At 74.5% G+C, this 19,264-nt stretch carries 23 protein-coding genes; 14 read left to right on the top strand and 9 right to left on the bottom strand.

Annotated features, from left to right (window positions below):
- Positions 1-21: 21 nt before the first annotated feature.
- From ACH443_RS08420 to ACH443_RS08410, 3 genes are all read right to left on the bottom strand, one after another.
- Positions 22-606 (bottom strand): hypothetical protein, encoded by a 585-nt coding sequence (locus tag ACH443_RS08420; protein ID WP_430590035.1) that lies wholly within the window; start codon positions 604-606, stop codon positions 22-24.
- Positions 607-730: 124 nt separating this feature from the next.
- Positions 731-1,504, bottom strand: coding sequence for an alpha/beta fold hydrolase (locus ACH443_RS08415; protein ID WP_430590034.1), 774 nt, complete (start codon positions 1,502-1,504; stop codon positions 731-733).
- A gap of 2 nt (positions 1,505-1,506) precedes the next feature.
- The gene (locus tag ACH443_RS08410) at positions 1,507-2,754 is read right to left on the bottom strand and encodes an MFS transporter (RefSeq protein WP_430590033.1); all 1,248 of its coding nucleotides are present in this window, start codon (positions 2,752-2,754) and stop codon (positions 1,507-1,509) included.
- A 96-nt stretch (positions 2,755-2,850) separates the two neighbouring features.
- Here ACH443_RS08410 and ACH443_RS08405 point away from each other — a divergent pair, with 96 nt between their 5' ends.
- On the top strand, positions 2,851-3,726 hold the full coding sequence (locus ACH443_RS08405; protein WP_430555553.1) for a LysR substrate-binding domain-containing protein: 876 nt from the start codon (positions 2,851-2,853) through the stop codon (positions 3,724-3,726).
- Between the two features lie 86 nt (positions 3,727-3,812).
- Positions 3,813-5,075, top strand: coding sequence for an MFS transporter (locus tag ACH443_RS08400; protein WP_429762915.1), 1,263 nt, complete (start codon positions 3,813-3,815; stop codon positions 5,073-5,075).
- Here ACH443_RS08400 and ACH443_RS08395 read toward each other — a convergent pair.
- Positions 5,044-5,424, bottom strand: coding sequence for an ArsR/SmtB family transcription factor (locus ACH443_RS08395; protein WP_430590032.1), 381 nt, complete (start codon positions 5,422-5,424; stop codon positions 5,044-5,046). The two genes, ACH443_RS08400 and ACH443_RS08395, sit on opposite strands and share 32 nt — an antisense overlap.
- Before the next feature lie 85 nt (positions 5,425-5,509).
- Between ACH443_RS08395 and ACH443_RS08390 the strand changes: the two genes are divergently transcribed.
- A complete protein-coding gene (locus ACH443_RS08390) occupies positions 5,510-6,928 on the top strand; it encodes an FAD-dependent oxidoreductase (RefSeq protein ID WP_430590031.1) in 1,419 nt (472 codons plus the stop codon).
- 99 nt (positions 6,929-7,027) lie between these two features.
- Here the strand turns inward: ACH443_RS08390 and ACH443_RS08385 are convergent, their stop codons facing one another.
- The 5 genes from ACH443_RS08385 to ACH443_RS08365 form a co-directional block, all read right to left on the bottom strand.
- Positions 7,028-7,462, bottom strand: a complete 435-nt coding sequence (locus ACH443_RS08385; protein WP_429762918.1) for an arsenate reductase ArsC — start codon at positions 7,460-7,462, stop codon at positions 7,028-7,030.
- A 52-nt stretch (positions 7,463-7,514) separates the two neighbouring features.
- A complete protein-coding gene (locus ACH443_RS08380; protein WP_430590030.1) occupies positions 7,515-8,360 on the bottom strand; it encodes a hypothetical protein in 846 nt (281 codons plus the stop codon).
- A gap of 19 nt (positions 8,361-8,379) precedes the next feature.
- A complete protein-coding gene (locus ACH443_RS08375) occupies positions 8,380-8,886 on the bottom strand; it encodes a nucleoside deaminase (RefSeq protein WP_430590029.1) in 507 nt (168 codons plus the stop codon).
- A gap of 56 nt (positions 8,887-8,942) precedes the next feature.
- Entirely contained in the window at positions 8,943-10,766 is a 1,824-nt protein-coding gene (gene nhaA / locus ACH443_RS08370) for a Na+/H+ antiporter NhaA (protein WP_429762921.1), read from the bottom strand.
- 107 nt (positions 10,767-10,873) lie between these two features.
- Positions 10,874-12,025, bottom strand: coding sequence for a CobW family GTP-binding protein (locus tag ACH443_RS08365; RefSeq protein WP_430590028.1), 1,152 nt, complete (start codon positions 12,023-12,025; stop codon positions 10,874-10,876).
- A gap of 100 nt (positions 12,026-12,125) precedes the next feature.
- Here ACH443_RS08365 and rpmB point away from each other — a divergent pair, with 100 nt between their 5' ends.
- The 11 genes from rpmB to ACH443_RS08310 all read left to right on the top strand — a co-directional run bounded on the left by rpmB (position 12,126) and on the right by ACH443_RS08310 (position 19,245).
- Positions 12,126-12,362 carry a 50S ribosomal protein L28 gene (gene rpmB / locus ACH443_RS08360; protein WP_429730821.1) on the top strand — a complete coding sequence of 79 codons (237 nt, stop codon included), beginning with the start codon at positions 12,126-12,128 and terminating at the stop codon, positions 12,360-12,362.
- Positions 12,362-12,529, top strand: a complete 168-nt coding sequence (gene rpmG / locus ACH443_RS08355) for a 50S ribosomal protein L33 (RefSeq protein ID WP_079573907.1) — start codon at positions 12,362-12,364, stop codon at positions 12,527-12,529. The genes rpmB and rpmG overlap by 1 nt, the downstream gene beginning before the upstream one ends.
- Positions 12,529-12,834 (top strand): 30S ribosomal protein S14, encoded by a 306-nt coding sequence (gene rpsN / locus ACH443_RS08350; RefSeq protein WP_430590027.1) that lies wholly within the window; start codon positions 12,529-12,531, stop codon positions 12,832-12,834. Before rpmG ends, rpsN begins: the two co-directional genes overlap by 1 nt.
- A gap of 14 nt (positions 12,835-12,848) precedes the next feature.
- Positions 12,849-13,127 carry a type B 50S ribosomal protein L31 gene (locus tag ACH443_RS08345; RefSeq protein WP_430590026.1) on the top strand — a complete coding sequence of 93 codons (279 nt, stop codon included), beginning with the start codon at positions 12,849-12,851 and terminating at the stop codon, positions 13,125-13,127.
- Positions 13,124-13,246, top strand: coding sequence for a type B 50S ribosomal protein L36 (gene ykgO / locus ACH443_RS08340; protein WP_079573901.1), 123 nt, complete (start codon positions 13,124-13,126; stop codon positions 13,244-13,246). Before ACH443_RS08345 ends, ykgO begins: the two co-directional genes overlap by 4 nt.
- A 41-nt stretch (positions 13,247-13,287) precedes the next feature.
- Complete coding sequence (rpmF, locus tag ACH443_RS08335; RefSeq protein WP_430590025.1) at positions 13,288-13,455, top strand: 50S ribosomal protein L32; 168 nt, start codon at positions 13,288-13,290, stop codon at positions 13,453-13,455.
- 129 nt (positions 13,456-13,584) lie between these two features.
- The gene (locus ACH443_RS08330; RefSeq protein WP_430590024.1) at positions 13,585-14,904 is read left to right on the top strand and encodes a glycoside hydrolase family 125 protein; all 1,320 of its coding nucleotides are present in this window, start codon (positions 13,585-13,587) and stop codon (positions 14,902-14,904) included.
- A 160-nt stretch (positions 14,905-15,064) separates the two neighbouring features.
- Positions 15,065-15,892 carry a carbohydrate ABC transporter permease gene (locus ACH443_RS08325; protein WP_429762927.1) on the top strand — a complete coding sequence of 276 codons (828 nt, stop codon included), beginning with the start codon at positions 15,065-15,067 and terminating at the stop codon, positions 15,890-15,892.
- Positions 15,889-16,848 carry a carbohydrate ABC transporter permease gene (locus ACH443_RS08320; protein ID WP_430590023.1) on the top strand — a complete coding sequence of 320 codons (960 nt, stop codon included), beginning with the start codon at positions 15,889-15,891 and terminating at the stop codon, positions 16,846-16,848. The genes ACH443_RS08325 and ACH443_RS08320 overlap by 4 nt, the downstream gene beginning before the upstream one ends.
- Positions 16,832-18,097, top strand: a complete 1,266-nt coding sequence (locus ACH443_RS08315) for an ABC transporter substrate-binding protein (protein WP_430590022.1) — start codon at positions 16,832-16,834, stop codon at positions 18,095-18,097. Before ACH443_RS08320 ends, ACH443_RS08315 begins: the two co-directional genes overlap by 17 nt.
- Positions 18,094-19,245 (top strand): glycoside hydrolase family 76 protein, encoded by a 1,152-nt coding sequence (locus ACH443_RS08310; RefSeq protein ID WP_430590021.1) that lies wholly within the window; start codon positions 18,094-18,096, stop codon positions 19,243-19,245. Before ACH443_RS08315 ends, ACH443_RS08310 begins: the two co-directional genes overlap by 4 nt.
- Positions 19,246-19,264 lie beyond the last annotated feature (19 nt).

The raw sequence follows: 19,264 nt of genomic DNA, 5'->3' as shown, positions 1-19,264 counted from the left end.
CGGCCCGTGGCGTCGTCCCGGTCACGCCGGGTCGGGCTGGTCCTCGATCTGCACGGCCTTGAGCTCCGGGGTGAACGCGAACAGGGCCCCGTCCTTCGCGCCCACCCACCAGCGGCCGCACTGGAGCGAGGCGTCCTGCTCCTGGCCGGCGGTCCACCAGCCCGCCTCGAGCGTCGAGCCGGTCCGGTAGTCGTCGGCGGTGAGGGTGCCGCGCGCGGGCTTCGCGACGAGCGGGTGGTCGGCGTCGACGGACGTGCAGTCGGTCGGCAGGGCCGTCACCTCGGCGTCCATCGTGAGGATCATCTCGTCGCCGGTGGTGCGGAAGGCGCCGCGGACGTCGGAGGCGTCGTCGGGCACCCAGGAGGGCAGCCCCTCGTCGGCCTTGCCGTCCGCGCCGCTGTCGTACGTGAACGCCTTGGTGTGGCCGGAGCTCCGGTCCTGCAGCGCCTCCGAGATGGCGCCGCACGCCGTCGTCGTGACGGCGACGACGGAGGCGAGCGCCAGCACGCCGACGCCGCGGTAGCGGCGCACGGGCGACGTGGTGACGGTCGAGACGTCGGCGCGGTGGGTGCTGCGCTGGTCGTGGTGGTTCTCGTGCTGCGTCATGCCCTCGACGCTACGAACGCGCAGGCGGCGGCGTCGTCGGCCTCGGAGCGGAACCTCACGGTCGGCGCGTACGACCCGGGGAGGACGCCAGGCTCAGGGCCGGCTCAGGGGTTCGCCGGAGGGATCACCCGAGGAACTCGCGCACCAGCGGCGTCGCGACGGCCTCCCCCTCGTGGAAGTACGCGTGCCGCAGGCCGGGCAGCACCTCGACGTGCGCGCCGGGGATCCGCCGCCGGAGCAGGTCAGCGTTCACCGCGGGGGCGAGCACGTCGTCCGCCCCGTGCAGCACGAGGGTGGGCGCCAGCACCCGCGGCAGGGCGTCCCACGCGTCGTGGCCGTCGCTGGCGCGCAGGTGGTCGCGCCGCGCCGGCGGCGTCATCGACGGGTCGCCCTCGACCGTCGTCGGGCCGGGGTGCGCGGCCAGCCACGCCGGCGTGTACATGAGGTCAAGCAGGGCGCGCCGGGCGGCGCGGCGGTCGGGCTGCACCATGGCGCGGCGCACCTCGAGCGAGCGCTCGACGGCGTGCGCGCCGCCCGGCGTCGTGCAGCCCAGCACGAGCCGCCCGAGCCGGTGCGGATGGTCGACGGCGAACCACTGGGCGACGCGGCCGCCCATCGACGTGCCGTAGACGTCGGCGCGCTCGACGCGCAGGTCGTCGAGGACGGCGGCGACGTCGCCCGCGAGTCGACGCGTGGTGAGCTCGCGGTCCGTGGGGCCGGACGCTCCGGTGCCGCGCCAGTCCAGGGTGATCGTGCGGCGCCCGGCGCCGAGCCCGGCGCGCACCGGGTCCCACCAGCGGTGGGAGTTCGCCTGCCCGGCCAGCAGCACGAGCGGCGGCCCGTCGCCCCGCACCTGGTAGGCGATCTCGGCGGAGTCGTCGGCGATCGCGTGCGGCACGGTCACAGCGTAGGGCGGCGGTCGAGGCGCGCGGCGACCGCGGCGGCGGTGACGGCGACGGCGGTGGTGGTGGTCGCCGTCACGACCACGCCCGCCCAGCCGGCGTCCTCCCAGACGTGCGTCGCGACCGCGCCCATCACGGCGCTGCCCACGTAGTACGCGAAGAGGTAGGCGCTCGACGCCTGCGCGGTGCCGCGCCCCTGCCGGTGCGCGCGGTCCACGGCCCAGCCGCTGACCAGGGAGTGGGCGCAGAAGAAGCCGACGGTGAGGAGGCCGAGCCCGGCGACGACGGCCACGACGGAGGGCGGCACGGTCACCGCGACCCCGGCGGCGAGCAGCACCAGGCCCGCGACGACGGCCGGGCCGCGCCCGCGCCGTCGGGCCAGGAGCTGCGCGACGGACGGCGTGACGATGCCGACCGGGTACGCCAGGTACACGAGCGTCACCGCGTGCCCGAGGGAGAACGGTGGCGCCTCGAGCCGGAACGCGACCGCGTTGTACACGCCGACGAACGTGCCCATGCTCGCGAAGCCGACGGCGCACAGCAGCGCCACGACCGGGTCGCGGAAGGCCGACGCCGTCCCGGTCAGCACGCTGCCGAGCCGCAGCGGCCGCGGCGTGAACCGTGCCGAGCGGGGTACCAGCGCCCACAGGGCGACGGCGGCGAGGAGCGTCGTGACGCTCAGCACCTCGGTGGCCAGCGGCCACCCGCCGAGGGCGGCGAGCGGGCCGGGCACGAGCCGCCCGACCGCGCCGCCCACCGCGGTGCCCGCGATGTAGGCCGCATTGGCGCGGGCGTGCGCGCCCGGGTGCATCTCCTCGCGCAGGTACGCGAGCGCGACGGCGGGCAGGCCGGCCAGCGCCACCCCGGCCAGCCCGCGCAGCACCAGCAGGCTGCCCCACGTGGGGGCGAAGGCGCTCGCGAGCCCCAGCACGCCCGAGGCGAGCAGCGACCAGCGCATCACCTCGACCCGCCCGAACCGGTCGGCGACCGGGCCGACGGCCAGCAGCGCGACCGCCATCGCCGCCGTCGTCACCGACAGCACCTGCGCGGACGCGCCCGCCGAGACGTCGTAGTGCGCCGCGACCTGGGGCAGCAGCGGCTGCACGTAGTAGAGCAGCGAGAAGTTCGCGAGCCCGCCCGCGGCGAGCCCCAGCAGCGTGCGGCGGTACGCCCGCGACCCGGGGCGGTGGCCCGCGGGCGCGGTGGTGTCGCGCGTCGAGGCGGGCGCGGGCGGAGCGGTGGTCACCGGACCACGATGCGCCCGGCGCTTCGATGCGCCAAATGATCCGGACGCCGGTCGTGATGCCAGAATTGCATCTGTCGGGCCGGAGGAAGGGGCGAGATGGACGAGCAGACCCTGCGGGTGTTCCTGTCGCTGTGCGAGACGGAGAGCACCCGCGACACGGCGGCGCTGCTGCGCGTGGACCAGTCGACGGTCTCCCGCACGCTCGCCCGCCTCGAGGCGGGGCTCGGCGTCGAGCTGTTCCGCCGGCACGGTCGCCGCATCGCGCTCAACCGTGCCGGCGTGAGCTTTCGCGGCGACGCCGCCCGTGTGCTCGACGAGATCGAGGTGGCGCGCCGGCACGTGCGCCAGGAGGTGCTCGGCGCGCGTACCGTGCGGCTCGGCTTCCTGCAGTCCGTGGCGCGGTGGCTGGTGCCGCGCGTCGTGACCGAGCTGCGTCGTGACGACCCGGACCGTCGCTTCGAGCTGCGCCAGGGCTTCGCGCAGGACCTGTTCGGCTGGCTCGACGACGACGTGCTCGACCTCGCGCTCGTCACGCCCCCGCCGCCCACCCGCACCACGGGCTGGCGGCTGCTGCACGAGCAGGTGCTGTGCGTCGCCGTCCCGCCGGGGCACCGGCTGGCCGGGCGCACGGGCGTGGGCGTGGACGACCTGGCGGGGGAGCGGTTCGTCGCCTTCTCGCGCACCACCGAGCTGCGCGGCGTCGTCGAGGGCATGCTCGGTACGGCCGGCGTCGAGGTGGAGGTCGCGTTCGAGTCCAGCGAGGTCGACACCATCCGCGGCCTCGTCGCCGCGGGGATGGGCGTGGCCGTGCTGCCCCGGCCCGAGCGGCCCGACGCCGCCGATCCCGTCTACGTGCCGCTGGAGCCGCGCACCACCCGGCGGCTCGGCATCGCGTGGGCCGACGTCGCGCGCCCACCGGACGCCGTCACCGTCGTCCGACCGTCGCCGACCGTGGAGCCGCGTCCGTCCTGAGCCCCCAGAAGGTGCGCCACCGCATGGTCGGCGTGGGTGGGCGGCTACCCTGCCGATGGCCCGTCCGCCGACCCTGGAGGTACCCGGTGCTGCCCTCGCCCGACGACTTGCGCACGCTGCAGCGCCGCACGCTGACCGTCGTCGTCGCGAGCCAGGTGCTCGGCGGCGCGGGGCTGGCCGCGGGCGTCACGGTCGGGGCGCTCCTCGCGCAGGAGATGCTCGGCACGGACCGCCTCGCCGGCGTGCCGACCATGCTGTTCACGCTGGGCTCGGCGCTCGCGGCGTTCCTCGTCGGGCGGGTCACGCAGCGGGCGGGCCGCCGGGTGGGCCTGGGGCTGGGCTTCGCCGCCGGCGGCCTGGGCGCGATCGGTGTGGTGGTGGCCGCGGCCCTCGGCGTCGTCCCGCTGCTGCTCGTGTCGCTGTTCGTCTACGGCGCGGGCACGTCCACGAACCTGCAGGCCCGGTACGCGGGTACCGACCTCGCCGCCCCGGACCGCCGCGCGACGGCGGCCAGCGTCGCGATGGTGTCCACCACGCTCGGGGCCGTGGCGGGGCCGAACCTCGTGGAGCCGCTCGGCGTCCTCGCGACGTCGTTCGGGCTGCCCGCGCTCGCGGGCCCGTTCCTGCTCGCGGCCGTCGCCTTCCTCGCCGCCGGCGGCACGCTGTTCGCCTTCCTGCGGCCCGACCCCTTCCTCGTCGCGAAGGAGCTGGCCGGCGCCGCGGACGGCGCGGACGACGGCGCGCCGGCGGGGACGGGCGGCGCTCCGGACGGCGCACGGCGCACCGTGCCTGCGGGCGTCGTCGTCGGCGCGACGGTGATGGTGCTGACGCAGATCGCGATGGTCGCGATCATGACGATGACGCCCGTGCACATGCGCGGCCACGGCCACGACCTGGGCGACGTCGGCCTCGTCATCGGCATCCACGTGGCGGCGATGTTCCTGCCGTCCCTGGTGACGGGCGTCCTGGTCGACAAGGTCGGACGGGTGCCGATGGCGGTCGCGTCGGGGGTGACGCTGCTGCTCGCGGGGATCACCGGCGCCGTCGCGCCGGGCGACTCGATGGTCCTGCTCGTGCTGTCGCTCGCGCTGCTCGGGCTCGGGTGGAACTTCGGCCTCATCGCGGGCACGGCGCTCATCGTCGACGCGACGACGCCCGCCACCCGCGCACGCACCCAGGGCACGGTCGACGTGCTCATCGCGCTCGCCGGCGCAGGCGGGGGCGCGATGTCCGGCGTCGTGATGGCCGGGTCGGGCTACGCCACCCTGGCCCTCGGCGGCGGGGTCCTGTCGCTGCTGTTGATCCCGGTGCTGTTCCTCACGCGGAGGCCGTCGCGGGCGACGGCGTGAGCGAGGAGAGGGAGCCGGCGAGGTCGGCGACGGCGCCCGGCACGGCGCGGTAGTACGCCCAGCGCCCGCGCTGCTCGCGCTCGAGCAGACCCGCCTCGACGAGGATCTTGAGGTGGTGGCTGACGGTCGGCTGCGCCAGGCCGACCGGCTCGGTGAGGTCGCAGACGCACGCCTCGTGGCCCTCGTGCGCGGTGACGATCGACAGGAGCTGCACGCGCGTCGGGTCGGCGAGCGCCTTGAACGTGCGGGCGAGGGCGCGCGCCTCGGTGACGTCCACCGGGGGAGCGGCCGTGCCGCAGCAGCCGCCGTCGGTGGCCACGGGCGTGAGCGGCAGGTCGATCGTCGTCATGCGTCCATCTTGCCACGCATCGAAGAATGTGGATACGTTGTTCCCCGTTCAGTCATCGAAGTTCATCGATACGAGGGAGTGCGAGATGGTCGAGACGGTGCGGGCCGAGCTGCCGGTGGTCGTGATCGGCGCGGGCCCGGTGGGCCTGGCGGCCGCGGCGCACCTGCTGGAGCGCGGCCTGGAGCCCCTGGTGCTGGAGGCCGGCGAGAGCGTCGGCGCGGCCGTCGCGTCGTGGGGGCACGTGCGACTCTTCTCGCCATGGCGGTACGACGTCGACGCCGCGGCCCGCCGCCTGCTCGAGCCGGCCGGGTGGACGTCGCCCGACGGCGACGCCCTGCCGACCGGCGGCGAGCTCGTCGAGGGCTACCTGGCGCCGCTCGCCGCGACGCCCGAGATCGCGTCCCGGCTGCGCACCGGCACCCGCGTGCTCGCGGTCGCCCGGGACGGGGCGGACAAGACGCGCTCGCTCGGTCGTGAGCGCGCCGGCTACCGGGTGCGGACCGTGGACGCCACGGGCCGCGTCGCCGACGTCCTCGCACGCGCCGTCGTCGACGCCTCCGGCACGTTCTCGACGTCGAACCCGCTCGGCGTCAGCGGCCTGCCCGCGGCCGGAGAGGTCGAGGCCGCGTCGTTCGTCACCGGGCCGCTGCCCGACGTCCTCGGAGCGGACCGGGGCCGGTTCGCCGGCCGGCACACCCTGGTGGTCGGCATGGGCCACTCCGCCGCGAACACCCTGCTGAGCCTGGTGGAGCTGTCGGAGTCGACACCGGGTACCACGGTCACGTGGGCGATCCGCGGCGGCTCCGCGCGCCGCCTGTTCGGCGGCGGCACCGACGACGAGCTCCCCGCGCGGGGGCTGCTCGGCACCCGGCTGCGCGAGGCCGTCGACGCCGGCCGCCTGCGCCTGCTGACCCGCGTCTCGATCGAGCAGCTCGTCCCGCGCGCCGGGTCGGTGCGGGTGCTCGGCACCGCCGAGCACGAGCCGCTGACCCTGGACGTGCAGGCGATCGTCAACGCGACCGGGTTCCGCCCCGACCTCGACATGCTGCGCGAGGTGCGCCTCGACCTCGACCCCGTCGTCGAGGCGCCGAGCGCGCTCGCGCCGCTCATCGACCCGAACCAGCACTCCTGCGGCACGGTGCCGCCGCACGGCGAGCAGGTGCTGCGCCACCCGGACGACGGCTTCTACCTCGTCGGCATGAAGTCGTACGGCCGAGCGCCGACGTTCCTGCTGGCCACCGGGTACGAGCAGGTGCGCTCGGTCGCCGCCGCGCTGGCGGGGGACCGTGCGGCCGCCGATGCCGTCGAGCTGGACCTGCCCGCCACCGGCGTGTGCTCCAGCGACCTGGCCCTGGCCGCCGACGGCGAGTCGTCGGCCGGGTCCTGCTGCGGAACCGCGCCGGCCGAGCCGCAGCTCGTCACGCTCGGCGTCGGCGCGCCGGACGGGGTCGGCTTCGCCACCGGCGTCGCCCACGGCCGCTCCGGCGACGACGACCACGCCTGACCGGACACCTGTCGCCACCGCCCCCTTCGAGCAAGGGATCCGTATCGCCAAACGTGCTCTTGGCGGTACGGATCCCTTGCTCGAAGGGGGCGTCGGGGGTCAGTGCGCGACGGGGTCGACGCCGAGGGACGCGAGCAGCGCGAGCACCCGGCGCCGGATCTCGTCGCGGATGGGGCGGACGGCGTCGATGCCCTGGCCGGCGGGGTCGTCGAGCTGCCAGTCCTCGTAGCGCTTGCCGGGGAAGATCGGGCAGGCGTCGCCGCAGCCCATCGTGATCACGACGTCCGACGCCTGCACGGCCTCGGTCGTGAGCACCTTGGGCTGCTCGGCGGTGATGTCGATGCCGGCCTCGGCCATGGCCTCGACGGCGACGGGGTTGATGCGGTCGGCGGGCATCGACCCCGCGGAGCGGACCTCGACCGCGCCGCCGGACAGCGCGCGCAGGAAGCCGGCGGCCATCTGGGAGCGGCCGGCGTTGTGCACGCAGACGAACAGGGCGGACGGCCGGGCGCCGTCGTCGGGGAGGGCGGACATGCCCTCATATTGATCGACGTCGATGCGCGATGCAAGACTCTGGCGCTGGTCCTCAGGACTCCGGCTCCACCGGCCCGTCCTCGCCCACGACCGCCTCGCCGCAGCTGGTCTCCTGCGCGGTGACCACCACGGGGTCGTCGGGGCCGGCGTCGTCCGCGACGGTCGCCTCGTCGCCGTTCGACGCGTTCAGCGCCGCGTCGTCCAGGTCCACGAACGTGCGCGTGACCGTGAAGGAGCTGCCGTCGGGCGACGTCGCGTCCAGGCCCGCGAGGCGCAGGGCGCCGCCGACCTCGGTGCACCCGACGCCCGTGCCCTGGCCGGTGAAGCCCTTGTCGAACGTGTAGGGCGCGCCGGCGAGGTTCTGCGTCGCGGCGAGATCGCAGTCGGCGGCGGAGAAGAGCAGCACCTCGCGGCCCGTGTCGACGAGGGCGATCGGGGCAGTGCTGTCCCCGGCCGCCACGACGTTCACGACGGCGGACGCGCGCTGCGGGCTCGCCGAGTCGATCGCGGTCGAGAACGTGGCGCCCGACGCCGTCGTGATCCCGAACCGGCGCTCGGCGCCGCCGGTGAGCCACGCGGTGTCGGCCTCGCCGTCGCCGTCCACGTCGGCGACCTCGTGCGTGTCCGCGCCCTCCGGGGTGCCGTCGTCGGTGGCCGCGCAGCCGGCGCCGCCCGTCGTCGTGGGCGAGGCGGACGGGTCGGGGGACGCGGAGGGGGCCTCCGTCGCGGTCGCTGTCGCGGTGGGCGACGGCGACGCGGCGGTCGCGCCGTCGCCGCCGTCGTCCCGCACGACCAGCCACACGACGGCGGCGGCCACCAGGACGACGGCGAGCACGATCGCGCGCCAGGTCCACGGGCTGCGGGCGGAGGTCGGACCGGGGGTGGGGGAGTCGCTCATGTTCCCCAGGCAAACACCGTCAGGCGGGGTCGCGCACGCCGTGCAGGCGGGCGTGCAGGCCGCGCACCTCGTCGGCGAGCTCCGGGGCCGGCCCGCGGGTGGGGATGCCGGGCGCGACGTCGCCCACGGGCAGCGGGGTCACCGGCCCGGGCGCCACGCCCCATTCCTGCAGCCACGCGGTGAGCTGGGCGGTGCTCGAGGCGTAGACGATCGGGCCGAGCCCCACCCAGGCGTGCGCCGCGCTGCACATCGCGCAGTGCTCGCCCGACGTGTACGCGGTGGCGCGCGCCCGCTCCTCGGGCGTGAGGTGCGCGGCCGCCCAGCGGGCGATCTCCAGCTCGGGGTGGCGGGTCTGGTCGCCGTCCTGCACGCGGTTGCGGTCCTCGAACACGACGGCGCCGGTCGCGTCGACGAGCAGCGAGCCGAAGGGCTCGTCGCCGTCGTCCAGCGCCTCGCGCGCAAGGTCCACGCACCGGCGCAGGTACGGCAGGTCGGCGTCCGTCACGGGCTCCAGTTGGTATCCCATATCCCCATCCTCTCGCACCCGACGACCGGGCGCGGCGGGCCCCGTCGGCCTCGATCTCAGGAACGGCGGCGCAGCGCCGGGTCGTCCTCGTTCGCCTCGAGCGCCGCGATGAGCGTGCGCGCGTCGTGGGGGCCGCGGTGCCGGACGCCGTCGAGGAAGAACGTCGGCGTGCCGCGGGCGCCGGACGCCGCGGCGCTCGCCTCGTCCGCGCGGACCCGGGCGTGCAGGGCCTCGTCCGCCAGGTCGGCGTCGAACCGCTCGAGGTCCAGGCCGAGCGTGGCGGCGTACCCGCGCAGGTCGTCCGGCTCCAGCCGGGACTGGTGGGCGAACAGCTCGTCGTGCATCTCCCAGAACCGGCCCTGCCGGTGCGCGGCCTCGGCGGCGACGGCCGCGAGGTAGGCGTGCGGGTGCACGTCCCGCAGCGGGAGGTGCCGCACGACGTACCGCACGCGGTCGCCGAAGTGCTCGCGCAGCTCGGCTCCCATCCCGGTCGCGCGGGCGCAGAACGGGCACTCGAAGTCGAGGTACTCGACGACGGTGTGCGCGGCGTCGACGTCGCCCTTCGCGTGGTCGCGGTCGGGGTCGACGGCGGGGGACAGCGTGACCGGCAGGTCCGCGCTCGCCTCGCCGTACCGCACGCGGGCGACGGTGAAGATCGTCCACCCCAGCAGGGTGGACAGCACCATCGCGATGAGGATGCCGACCGTCGCGGCCTGCCCCGCGGGCGTGCCGTCGAACGCAAGGTCCACCACCAGCAGCGACACGGTGAAGCCGATGCCGGACAGGGCCGCGCCGCCGAGCACGCTGCCCGGGCCCACGCCGTCGGGCAGCCGCCCGAGCCCGGCGCGGACCGCGCCCCACGTGCCGAGGCCGATGCCCACGAGCTTGCCCACGACCAGGCCCGCCACGACCCCCCACGTGATCACCGACCCGAGCGCCGCGCCCAGCGCGCCGCCGCGGAGGTCGATCCCCGCGTTGGCCAGCGCGAACAGCGGCACGACGACGAGCGAGACGGGCCCGCGGAGGACGTCGTGGAGACGGTGGTTGACCGAGATGGACCGGGCCAGCCCGACGCGGGCGTTGCGCGCCACGCTGGCGCTGGGCGACTGCCAGTAGTCGCGGAACAGGCTCTTGGCCTGCAGCACGTCGTCGCGCCGGGTGGCGACGGCGGGCACGAGCAGCCCGGCGAGCATGCCCGCGATCGAGGGGTGGACGCCCGCCTGCACGGTCGCGCCCCAGAGCACCACGACGACGAGCACGTACGGCGAGCTGCGCCACTCGCGCATCCGGCCCAGCAGCCACAGCACGGCGAGCGCGGCGACGGCGACGAGGAGCGGCGCGAGGCGGACCTCCTCGGAGTAGACGACGCCGATGATCCCGACGGCGAGGAAGTCGTCCACCACGGACAGCGTGAGCAGGAAGACGCGCAGCTGGCTCGACATCGCCGGCCCGACCAGCGCGAGCACGCCCAGCAGGAACGCCGTGTCCGTGCCGACGACGACGCCCCAGCCGTGCGGGTCGGCGTGGCCGGCGACGGCGAGGAAGACGAGCGCGGGCACGATCACCCCGAGCGTGCCCGCCACGAGCGGCACGAGGCGCGAGCTGCGCTGCCGCAGCGACCCGATCGCCAGCTCCTGGCGCACCTCGAGGCCGACGACGAAGAAGAACAGCACCATGAGCCCGTCGTTGACCCAGTGGTGCAGGTCCATGTCGAAGCGCAGGTCGCCGACGTCGACGTGGATCGGCAGCTCCCACAGGTGCTCGTACCAGCCGGACAGCGGCGAGTTCGCCCACACGAGCGCCAGCAGCGTCACGCCCACGAGCAGCAGCGCGGCCCCGGACTCGGTGCGCAGCCGTTCGGCGAGCGCGCGTGCGGCCATGCGGGTGCCTCCCGTCCGTCGTGGGTGCGGGTCCGCGAGGAGCCTATGACGACCCCGCGCTCCGGTCGCGGGGACCGGCACGTGGCCCGCGCGGGGAGGAACAGCGCTCAGGCGGTCCGTGTTCCCAGCCAGGGCGCCAGGACGTCCTCGCGACCGAGCCAGCACAGGCCGCCGTCCGCCACCTCGGCGCCGGTGGCCAGGGCCTCGCCGAAGGCGTCGAGGATGCGGTCGTGCACCTCTCTGGCGTCGCGCGGCTCGCCCGCCCCCACCACGAGGATGCGCGTGACGGGCGGGTGCCCGGCCGCGACCTCGTCCCAGGTGCCGAGGTCCGCGACGCACAGGGCGCCGCCCGCGCCGTCCCACAGGCACGCGGAGTCCGGCCGGTTCGGCACGTGGAAGACGCCGCGGCTGCGCACCGGCCCGGTGCCGAGGTCCTCGACGTGCGCCAGCAGCCGCTCCGGGTGGAAGGGGCGGTCGCTGCGCAGCAGCAGGCTCCAGCTCCGGTCGCGCGGGTCCTTGGCGCGCCGGCGGGCGCCGCGCGCGCCGAGCGGGTGGGCGCGGCGCTCGGCCGCGGCGGGGGCGTGCGAACGGGCGGAGAGCGCGACGGGGTCGAGGTCGTGCAGACCCTCGACGCGGTGGCTGTCGACGGCGCGCAGCCGGTCGACGAGGCCGCCGCCCGTGGCCGAGGCGCCGGTCGTGACTACCACGTCCACCTGCTCGAGCTGCGCGGCCAGCGCCTCACCGACGGGCCGCTGGTCGTCGTCGGTGAGCGCGAGCCCGCGCTCGTCGACCAGGTCGTCGCCGAGGAGGTCGGACTCCAGGGCGTCGAGGTCGACGACGCCGACCGTCGCGGCGAGCCGGAGGGTCTCGAGCACCCCGCCCGGCTCGGCCTGCGCCGCCAGGGAGCGCGCCACGGGCAGCGGCTCGGCGGTGACCGGCAGGGCGAGCACGAGGTGGGCCCAGCGACCGTCGTCGGCGAGGCGGGCGAGGGCAGGCACGGCGTCCTCGCGCACGCTGCACGACACGCACGCGTGCTCGAGCGCCACCGTCTCGTCCTCCAGGACGCCGGTCGCGTCGACGACGACGCGGCGCAGCGCGCCGTCGTCCGGGAGCAGGTCGTGGCGCACCACGACGACGTCGGGAGCGCCCAGGGTCAGGCTCGCCGCGGCGGCGTCGCGCAGCACGGGGTCGACGGCGACGAGCACGCTCAGCGCCGGTGCGGCGGGCGTGGCAGGCGCGTGCGGGCGGTCGGGAATCACGAGCACCTCCGGTGGGTTGGGGATGACGGTACTTGAGAACAGTTCTCAAGTCTGTCACTGTAGCGCCCTGATGAGAACCGTTCTCATAATGGAGGTATCGATGTCCGCCCGCTGCCAGGTGCTCGGCACGGTCCCGGGGTTCGGCCACGCGATCTCGCACTCGCACGTGCGGACGAAGCGCCGCTGGGACCCGAACGTCCAGAAGAAGCGCTACTGGGTGCCCTCGCTCGGCCGCACCGTCACGCTGCGGGTGAGCGCCCGGGGCATCAAGACCATCGACCGTGACGGCATCGACGTCGTGGTCGCCAGGATCCAGGCACGAGGAGAGAAGGTCTGATGGCCACCCGCACCGACCTGCGCCCGATCGTCAAGCTCCGCTCGACGGCGGGCACGGGCTTCACGTACGTCACCCGCAAGAACCGCCGCAACGACCCCGACCGCGTCGTGCTGCGCAAGTACGACCCCGTCGTGCGCCGGCACGTCGACTTCCGCGAGGAGCGCTGATGGCCAAGACGTCCAAGATCGCCGCCGACGCGCGCCGCCGCGACGTCGTCGAGCGGTACGCCGCCCGGCGGGCCGAGCTCAAGCGCGTCGTCGCGTCGCCGTCGTCCACGGCGGAGGAGCGGGCCACGGCCGTCATGGAGCTGCAGCGCCAGCCCCGCGACGCGAGCCGCACCCGCCTGCGCCACCGCGACGTCGTCGACGGCCGCGCCCGCGGCTACCTGCGCCGCTTCGGTCTGTCCCGCATCCGTCTGCGCCAGCTGGCGCTGCGGGGCGAGCTGCCCGGCGTCACCAAGTCCAGCTGGTGAGAGGAGACACCACCATGAAGCAGAGCATCCACCCCACCTACGGCCCCGTCGTCTTCCGCGACACCAGCGCCGGCACCGCGTTCCTCACGCGCTCCACGCTGGCGGGGGACGCCGCCTCCGGGCCCGGCCGTCCCGCGCGCACGATCGAGTGGGAGGACGGGAACACCTACCCCGTGGTCGACGTCGAGATCTCGAGCGCCAGCCACCCGTTCTGGACCGGGGCCGCGCGCGTCGTCGACACCGCGGGCCGCGTCGAGAAGTTCCGTCGGCGCTACGGGCAGGGCGCCCGATGAAGGTCCGGGCCTCGCTGCGGTCGCTGAAGCGCCTGCCGGGCGCCAAGGTCGTCCGCCGCCGCGGCCGGACGTTCGTGATCAACAAGCAGAACCCCCGGTTCAAGGCCCGCCAGGGCTGAGCCGGGAATTCCCCCAGACCGACCCGACGAGAGGAGCGGCCGTGGCCGTCCCCAAGCGCAAGACCTCCCGCTCGCGCACCCGCAGCCGGCGCGCGCGCTGGAAGGCCGACCCGCCGGCGCTCGTCCCCGTGGTCGTGGCCGGCCGCACGGTGCAGGTCCCGCCCCGGCTGCTGCGGGCGGTGCGGCGAGGAGACGTGGACCCGGGCTGACGGGGCCGGGACGCGAGGGCGAGCCCGCGGCGCGACGCGCCGCGGGCTTCGTCGTGCCCGCTCTGGTCACCCGCCGTCGACGCTGGTATGTTCCCGCCTATTCGATATATCCAAACGATGGAGTGCGTGGTGACGGACCAGATGCTCGACGAGCGCGTGCTGCGCGAGGTGACCGACCGCGTCGCCGCGGCGTTCGACGCCCCGACGGCCGCCGTCTTCGCCGAGGCGATGCGGCGCACCCTGCGCGACGCCGTCGTGCTCGAGCCCGACGGCACCGCCTTCGTGCTCACCGGCGACATCCCGGCGATGTGGCTGCGCGACTGCGCGGCACAGATGCGCCCGTACCTCGCCCTGCTCGACCTCGACCCGGGGATCGGCGACGTCGTCGCGGCCCTGGTCCGGCGCCAGAGCACCCAGATCCTGCACGACCCGTACGCCAACGCCTTCAACCGGACGCCGGACGGCGCCGGGCACCAGGCCGACCGCACGGCGATGACGCCCGGCGTCTGGGAGCGCAAGTACGAGGTCGACTCGCTCGCGTTCCCCCTCCAGCTCGCGCACCAGCTGTGGCTCGCCACCGGGCGCACGGACCACCTCGACGACACGTTCCGCAAGGCCGCGGAACTGGTCGTCGCCACGGTCCGGACCGAGCAGGACCACGACGCGCGGTCCGACTACCGGTTCGAGCGCGACGGCTGCCCGCCGACCGACACGCTCGTCCGCGACGGCCAGGGGTCGCCCGTCGCCGTCACGGGCATGACCTGGAGCGCGTTCCGCCCCAGCGACGACGCGTGCGTCCACCACTACAACGTGCCCGGCAACCTGTTCGCCGCCGCGTCGCTGCGCGACCTCGCGGAGCTCGCCCTCGGCCCTCTCGCCGACCCGGGCCTGGCCGCGCGGGCCGAGGAGCTCGCCGCCGAGCTCGATGCCGCCACCCGCCGGCACGGCGTCGTGGACCACCCCGAGCACGGGCGGATCTTCGCCTACGAGGTGGACGGCCTCGGCCACCGGCTGCTCATGGACGACTCGAACATGCCGAGCCTGCTCTCCCTGCCGCTCACCGGCGGCGTGGCGCTCGACGACCCGCTCTACGTCGCGACGCGCCGCTTCGCCCTCAGCGACGACAACCCCACCTACGTGCGCGGCACGACCGGTGACGGTCTCGGCAGCCCGCACACGCCGCCGCGCTACGTCTGGCCCATCTCGGCCGCCGTCCGGGGCCTGACCTCGACGGACCCGGCGGAGAAGCGCGCTCTCGTCGCGTCGATGCTCGCGGCCAACGCGGCACGCGGGCGGATGTGCGAGTCGTACCACGTGGACCGCCCCGAGGAGTTCACGAGGGAGTGGTTCAGCTGGGCGGACTCGATGTTCTGCGAGCTCGTGCTCGACGTCGTCGGGTACCACGTCCCCGGGGCACCCGGGGCGGAAGTGTTCAGGCACGACGCATAGGCGGACGTGCGGATCGGCGAAGGAGGCGATCTGAACCATGACGGTGACGACGGCGGCGACGGCGCCGCCGGGCAGGGCTGCGGAGTCCGCACCCCCGGCCCAGGCACCACGCAGACCCTCACGGCAGTGGAGGATCCAGGAGAGGTGGGCGTGGCTCTTCGTGGCCCTCCCGATCGCCCTGTTCGCGATCTTCGTGGTCATCCCGGCGGGCATGGCGCTCGTCATGAGCTTCACGAGCTATTCGGTCATCGGCGACTCGGGCTGGGTAGGTCTCGACAACTACCGCCGGCTCTTCCTCGACCCGTACTTCTTCATCGCCCTGCGGAACACCGCGTACTACACGGTGCTGTTCGTGCCGCTCGGGATCGTGGTCGCGCTGGCGACGGCACTGCTGCTGCACCGCAACGTGCGGGTCTCGACGCTCTTCCGCACCTTCTTCTACGTTCCCGTGGTCTCGTCGACCGTGGCGACCGCGACGATCTGGCTGTGGCTGCTCAACCCTCAGTTCGGCATGGTCAACGTCGCGCTCGGCTGGTTCGGCATCGACGGCCCGGCCTGGCTGTACGACTCGAACTGGGCCATGCCGGCGATCGTCATCATGAGCGTCTGGGCCGGCTTCGGCACCAACATGATGATCTACCTCGGCGGCCTGCAGGGGATCCCGCCGCAGCTCTACGAGGCCGCCCGCATCGACGGGGCGGGCTGGTGGCAGCAGCTGCGCTACGTCGTCATGCCGAGCCTGTCGCGCACCACGTTCCTCGTCTCGACCCTCCTGGTGATCGGCGCGTTCCAGGTGTTCGACCAGGCCTACGTGCTCACCAAGGGTGGCCCGGGCAACTCGACGATCACGCTCGTCTACTACATCTACACGCAGGGCTTCGGGAACCTCGAGATGGGCTACGCGTCGGCGATCTCGTTCGTGCTCTTCGCGATCATCGCGATCTTCGCGGTCATCAACGCCCGCGTCACGGGGAGGGACAACACATGAGCGCGCAGACCGCACCCGGCCTGTCCGTCGCGGCCACCGCCACCCTTGCCGGCGGGGCCTCCCGGCCGGCCGTGCTGCACACCAAGCACCGGACCCCGGCGCAGCGCGTGGGCGCCGTCGCCTGGTGGATCGCCGTCGTCGCGGTGGCGGTCCTCACCGTCTTCCCCCTGTTCTGGACGCTGGTCACGTCGCTCAAGCCGGCCGGCGACATCCTGTCCGGTGCGCTGGACCTGATCCCGCGCACCGTCACGCTCGAGAACTACGACCGCGTGCTCACGGAGGTGCCGTTCGGCCGCTACTTCGCCAACTCCATGCTGCTCGCCGTCGCCGGCGTCGTGCTGAACCTGTTCTTCGGCTCCCTCGCCGGGTACGCGTTCGCCAAGCTGAAGTTCCGCGGCAAGCGGGCGCTCTTCGTCACCCTGCTGGGGTCGCTCATGGTGCCCGGCATCGTGACGATGGTGCCCTCGTTCCTCGTGCTGCGCGCCATCCCGTTCGCCGGCGGCAACAACGTCGTCGGGCAGGGCGGCGTCGGCCTGCTCAACACCTGGTGGGCGATCATCCTGCCCGGGGCCGCCGGGGCGTTCGCCGTGTTCTTCATGCGGCAGTTCTTCTCCTCCGTCCCGGACGAGCTGGGCGAGGCCGCGCGGATCGACGGCGCGTCCGAGTTCCGGATCTTCGCGCAGGTATACCTGCCGCTCGCGAAGGCGGGCGCGGCCGTGCTCGCGATCCTCACGTTCCAGGCGGGCTGGAACTCCTTCATGTGGCCGCTGATCGTCCTCAACGTCCAGGAGATGTGGACGGTGCAGGTGGGGCTGGCGTCGTTCGTCACCGACTACGCCACCGACTACGGCCCGCTCATGGCCGGGACCGTGATCACCAGCCTGCCGGTGCTGCTGCTGTTCGTCTTCGCCCAGCGCTACATCATCGAGGGGGTCTCCCATGTCAACGCCCGTTAGCCGCCGCGCGATCCTGCGGGCGCTCGGCCTGGGCGCCGGCGCCGCCGTCCTGTCCTCCTGCGCCGCGCCGAACCAGCCCCGCTACACGGACGCGGGCGCCCGTCGCCTGACCATGTGGGGCAGCTGGGCGGGCGACCAGGCCGCGCAGATCACGACGCAGCTCGACGCGTTCAACGCGGCGCAGTCCGAGTACGAGTTCCGATACGTGCCGCAGGGCGTGCTCGAGGAGAAGATGCTCACCGGCATCGCGTCGGGCAACGTGCCCGACCTGGTGCTGTGGGACCGGTGGCAGACGGCCAAGTACGGCCGCCGCGGTGCGCTGCAGGCGATCGACTCCTGGGCGGCGCGCGACGGCGTGGACCTGGGGTCCTTCTACGCGGAGTCGGTGCGGGAGATGAGCGTCGGCGACGAGACCTTCGGCCTGCCGCTCATCGTCGACACGCGGGCGCTCTTCTACAACAAGGCGCACCTCGACGAGGCCGGCATCCGCCCGCCGACGACGTGGGCGGAGCTGGCCGACGCCGCCGAGGCGCTGACGGTCCGCGAGGGCGGGCGGCTCACGCGGGCGGGCTTCGAGATCCAGGACGTCGGGCTGTTCAGCATGTGGCTCAAGCAGGCGGGCGGCGAGCTCCTCGACCCGACGGAGCGCTACACGGCCTTCGACTCCCCGCAGGGCCTCGAGGTCCTCGACTTCTGGGACGAGCTGCTGCACGAGCGGCGGGTGTACGAGCTGGGCTTCTCCGACGGCATCGACGCCTTCGCCCAGGGTGCGGTGTCGATCAAGTACGACGGGCCCTGGAACCTCCCCACCTGGGACGCCGTCGACGGCCTCGAGTACGGCGTCGTCCCGGCCGTCGTGGGGCCGCGGGGCGACTCCGGCGCCTCCATGGGCGGCTTCGGCCTCGTCGTCCCCGCCGACGCCCCCTGCCCCGAGGGTGCGTGGGAGCTCATGAAGTGGTGGGCGGCGGACCAGGAGAACAGCCTCGCGTTCGCCGAGATCAGCAAGAACATCCCGGCGAACGTCGAGGCGTCGCGACGCGCGGTGGGCACGGTCGACGACCGCTTCGCCCCGATGGTCGAGACCATCGAGGTCGCCTCCGTCCGCCCGCCCGTCCCCGGGTACTCGGACGTCGAGACCCTCGCCCTCATCCCCGCCCTGCAGGAGGTGATGTCGGGATCCCTGGACGGCCCCGCCGCCCTCGCCGACGCCGCCGCGCAGGGCGACCGCATCCTGGAGGCCAACCGATGACGACCACGACCGACGACGCCGCGCGCGCGCTGACCTGGACGGGGCGCGCCGACGTCGCGCAGCACAGCATCGACCTGCTCTACGGGGCCGCCACGCCGCAGCTGCTGCACAACGGGCACCCCGAGCCCGCCGACGCCACGTTCAACTACTGGTGGCTGGCGCACGTCGTCGACTGCCGGCTCGACGCCTTCGCCCGGACCGGCGACGGCACGTGCCTCGACGCGGCGCGGGCGACCGCGGCGAACATCCGCGAGCGCAACGGCGGCAGCCTGTTCAACGACTACTTCGACGACATGCTCTGGTACGCCCTCGCCCTGCTGCGGCTGGCCGAGGCGACGCCGGACGACGGCGAGCGCGCGGCCCTCGAGGCGGACGTCGTCGCGCTGTGGGAGCACGTGGTGTCGCTCGGGTGGAACGACGTCCACGGGCCGTCGTTGTCGTGGCGCAAGCAGCAGCCCGACTACAAGAACACCCCGGCCAACGGCCCCCTGGCGATCCTCGGCGCGCGGCTGGCGCGGCGCACCGGCGACGGCGCCTACCTCGACCGTGCGCTGCGCACGGTGGCATGGCTCGAGGAGCACCTGGTCGGGCCGGACGGGTTCGTCGAGGACGGGCTCGGCCGCGAGGGCGGCACGGACGTCGACACGCACTGGCGCTTCACCTACAACCAGGGCTTGTACATCGGGGCCTGCGTCGAGCTGTACAGGTGCACGGGGGACCCCGGCTGGCTGGACGCCGCCGAGCGGACGGCCCTCACGTCGGTGCGCGAGCTCGCCACGGGCGGCGTCTTCCGGCGCGAGGGAGACCTGGTCGACGACGACGTGCCCGACACGGCGGGCGGCGACGTCGGCCTGTTCAAGGGCGTCTGGTACCGGTACGCGGCGCTGCTGCTCGAGGAGCGGTCCGTCCCCGCGGTCGAGGACCTGGTGCGCACCAGCACCGACGCCCTGTGGGAGCACGGCCTGGTGCCGTACGGCGGCGCGCGCCCGGCGGACGGTGCGCCGATGGCCGCGGTCGAGAGCCTGCGGCACGCGGGCGTGGTGCTGCGGCCGGGGGACGACTGGACCCGGCCGGCACCGACGCAGGTGGGGTACTCGACCCTGCTGAGCGCCGTGATGGCGCTCGAGGTCCGGGCGGCGCGGGGATGACGGGCAGCGCGCGGCCCGG

The sequence above is a fragment of the Isoptericola sp. NPDC019571 genome (genome assembly GCF_044389385.1).
Taxonomy (GTDB): domain Bacteria; phylum Actinomycetota; class Actinomycetes; order Actinomycetales; family Cellulomonadaceae; genus Isoptericola; species Isoptericola nanjingensis.
The sequence above is the reverse complement of the archived record's forward strand: the minus strand, read 5'-3'. Positions and strand labels throughout refer to the sequence as shown.

Bases quoted from the DNA above. Each gene is read 5' to 3' on its own strand.
- ACH443_RS08385 (WP_429762918.1), bottom strand. From the start codon at position 7,462: ATGTCCGCCCTCCCCGACGACGGCGCCCGGCCGTCCGCCCTGTTCGTC.
- ACH443_RS08310 (WP_430590021.1), top strand. From the start codon at position 18,094: ATGACGACCACGACCGACGACGCCGCGCGCGCGCTGACCTGGACGGGG.
- ACH443_RS08420 (WP_430590035.1), bottom strand. From the start codon at position 606: ATGACGCAGCACGAGAACCACCACGACCAGCGCAGCACCCACCGCGCC.
- ykgO (WP_079573901.1), top strand. From the start codon at position 13,124: ATGAAGGTCCGGGCCTCGCTGCGGTCGCTGAAGCGCCTGCCGGGCGCC.
- ACH443_RS08405 (WP_430555553.1), top strand. From the start codon at position 2,851: ATGGACGAGCAGACCCTGCGGGTGTTCCTGTCGCTGTGCGAGACGGAG.
- ACH443_RS08345 (WP_430590026.1), top strand. From the start codon at position 12,849: ATGAAGCAGAGCATCCACCCCACCTACGGCCCCGTCGTCTTCCGCGAC.
- ACH443_RS08380 (WP_430590030.1), bottom strand. From the start codon at position 8,360: ATGAGCGACTCCCCCACCCCCGGTCCGACCTCCGCCCGCAGCCCGTGG.
- ACH443_RS08375 (WP_430590029.1), bottom strand. From the start codon at position 8,886: ATGGGATACCAACTGGAGCCCGTGACGGACGCCGACCTGCCGTACCTG.
- rpmG (WP_079573907.1), top strand. From the start codon at position 12,362: ATGGCCACCCGCACCGACCTGCGCCCGATCGTCAAGCTCCGCTCGACG.
- ACH443_RS08395 (WP_430590032.1), bottom strand. From the start codon at position 5,424: ATGACGACGATCGACCTGCCGCTCACGCCCGTGGCCACCGACGGCGGC.
- ACH443_RS08320 (WP_430590023.1), top strand. From the start codon at position 15,889: ATGAGCGCGCAGACCGCACCCGGCCTGTCCGTCGCGGCCACCGCCACC.
- nhaA (WP_429762921.1), bottom strand. From the start codon at position 10,766: ATGGCCGCACGCGCGCTCGCCGAACGGCTGCGCACCGAGTCCGGGGCC.
- ACH443_RS08390 (WP_430590031.1), top strand. From the start codon at position 5,510: ATGGTCGAGACGGTGCGGGCCGAGCTGCCGGTGGTCGTGATCGGCGCG.
- rpmB (WP_429730821.1), top strand. From the start codon at position 12,126: ATGTCCGCCCGCTGCCAGGTGCTCGGCACGGTCCCGGGGTTCGGCCAC.
- rpsN (WP_430590027.1), top strand. From the start codon at position 12,529: ATGGCCAAGACGTCCAAGATCGCCGCCGACGCGCGCCGCCGCGACGTC.
- ACH443_RS08315 (WP_430590022.1), top strand. From the start codon at position 16,832: ATGTCAACGCCCGTTAGCCGCCGCGCGATCCTGCGGGCGCTCGGCCTG.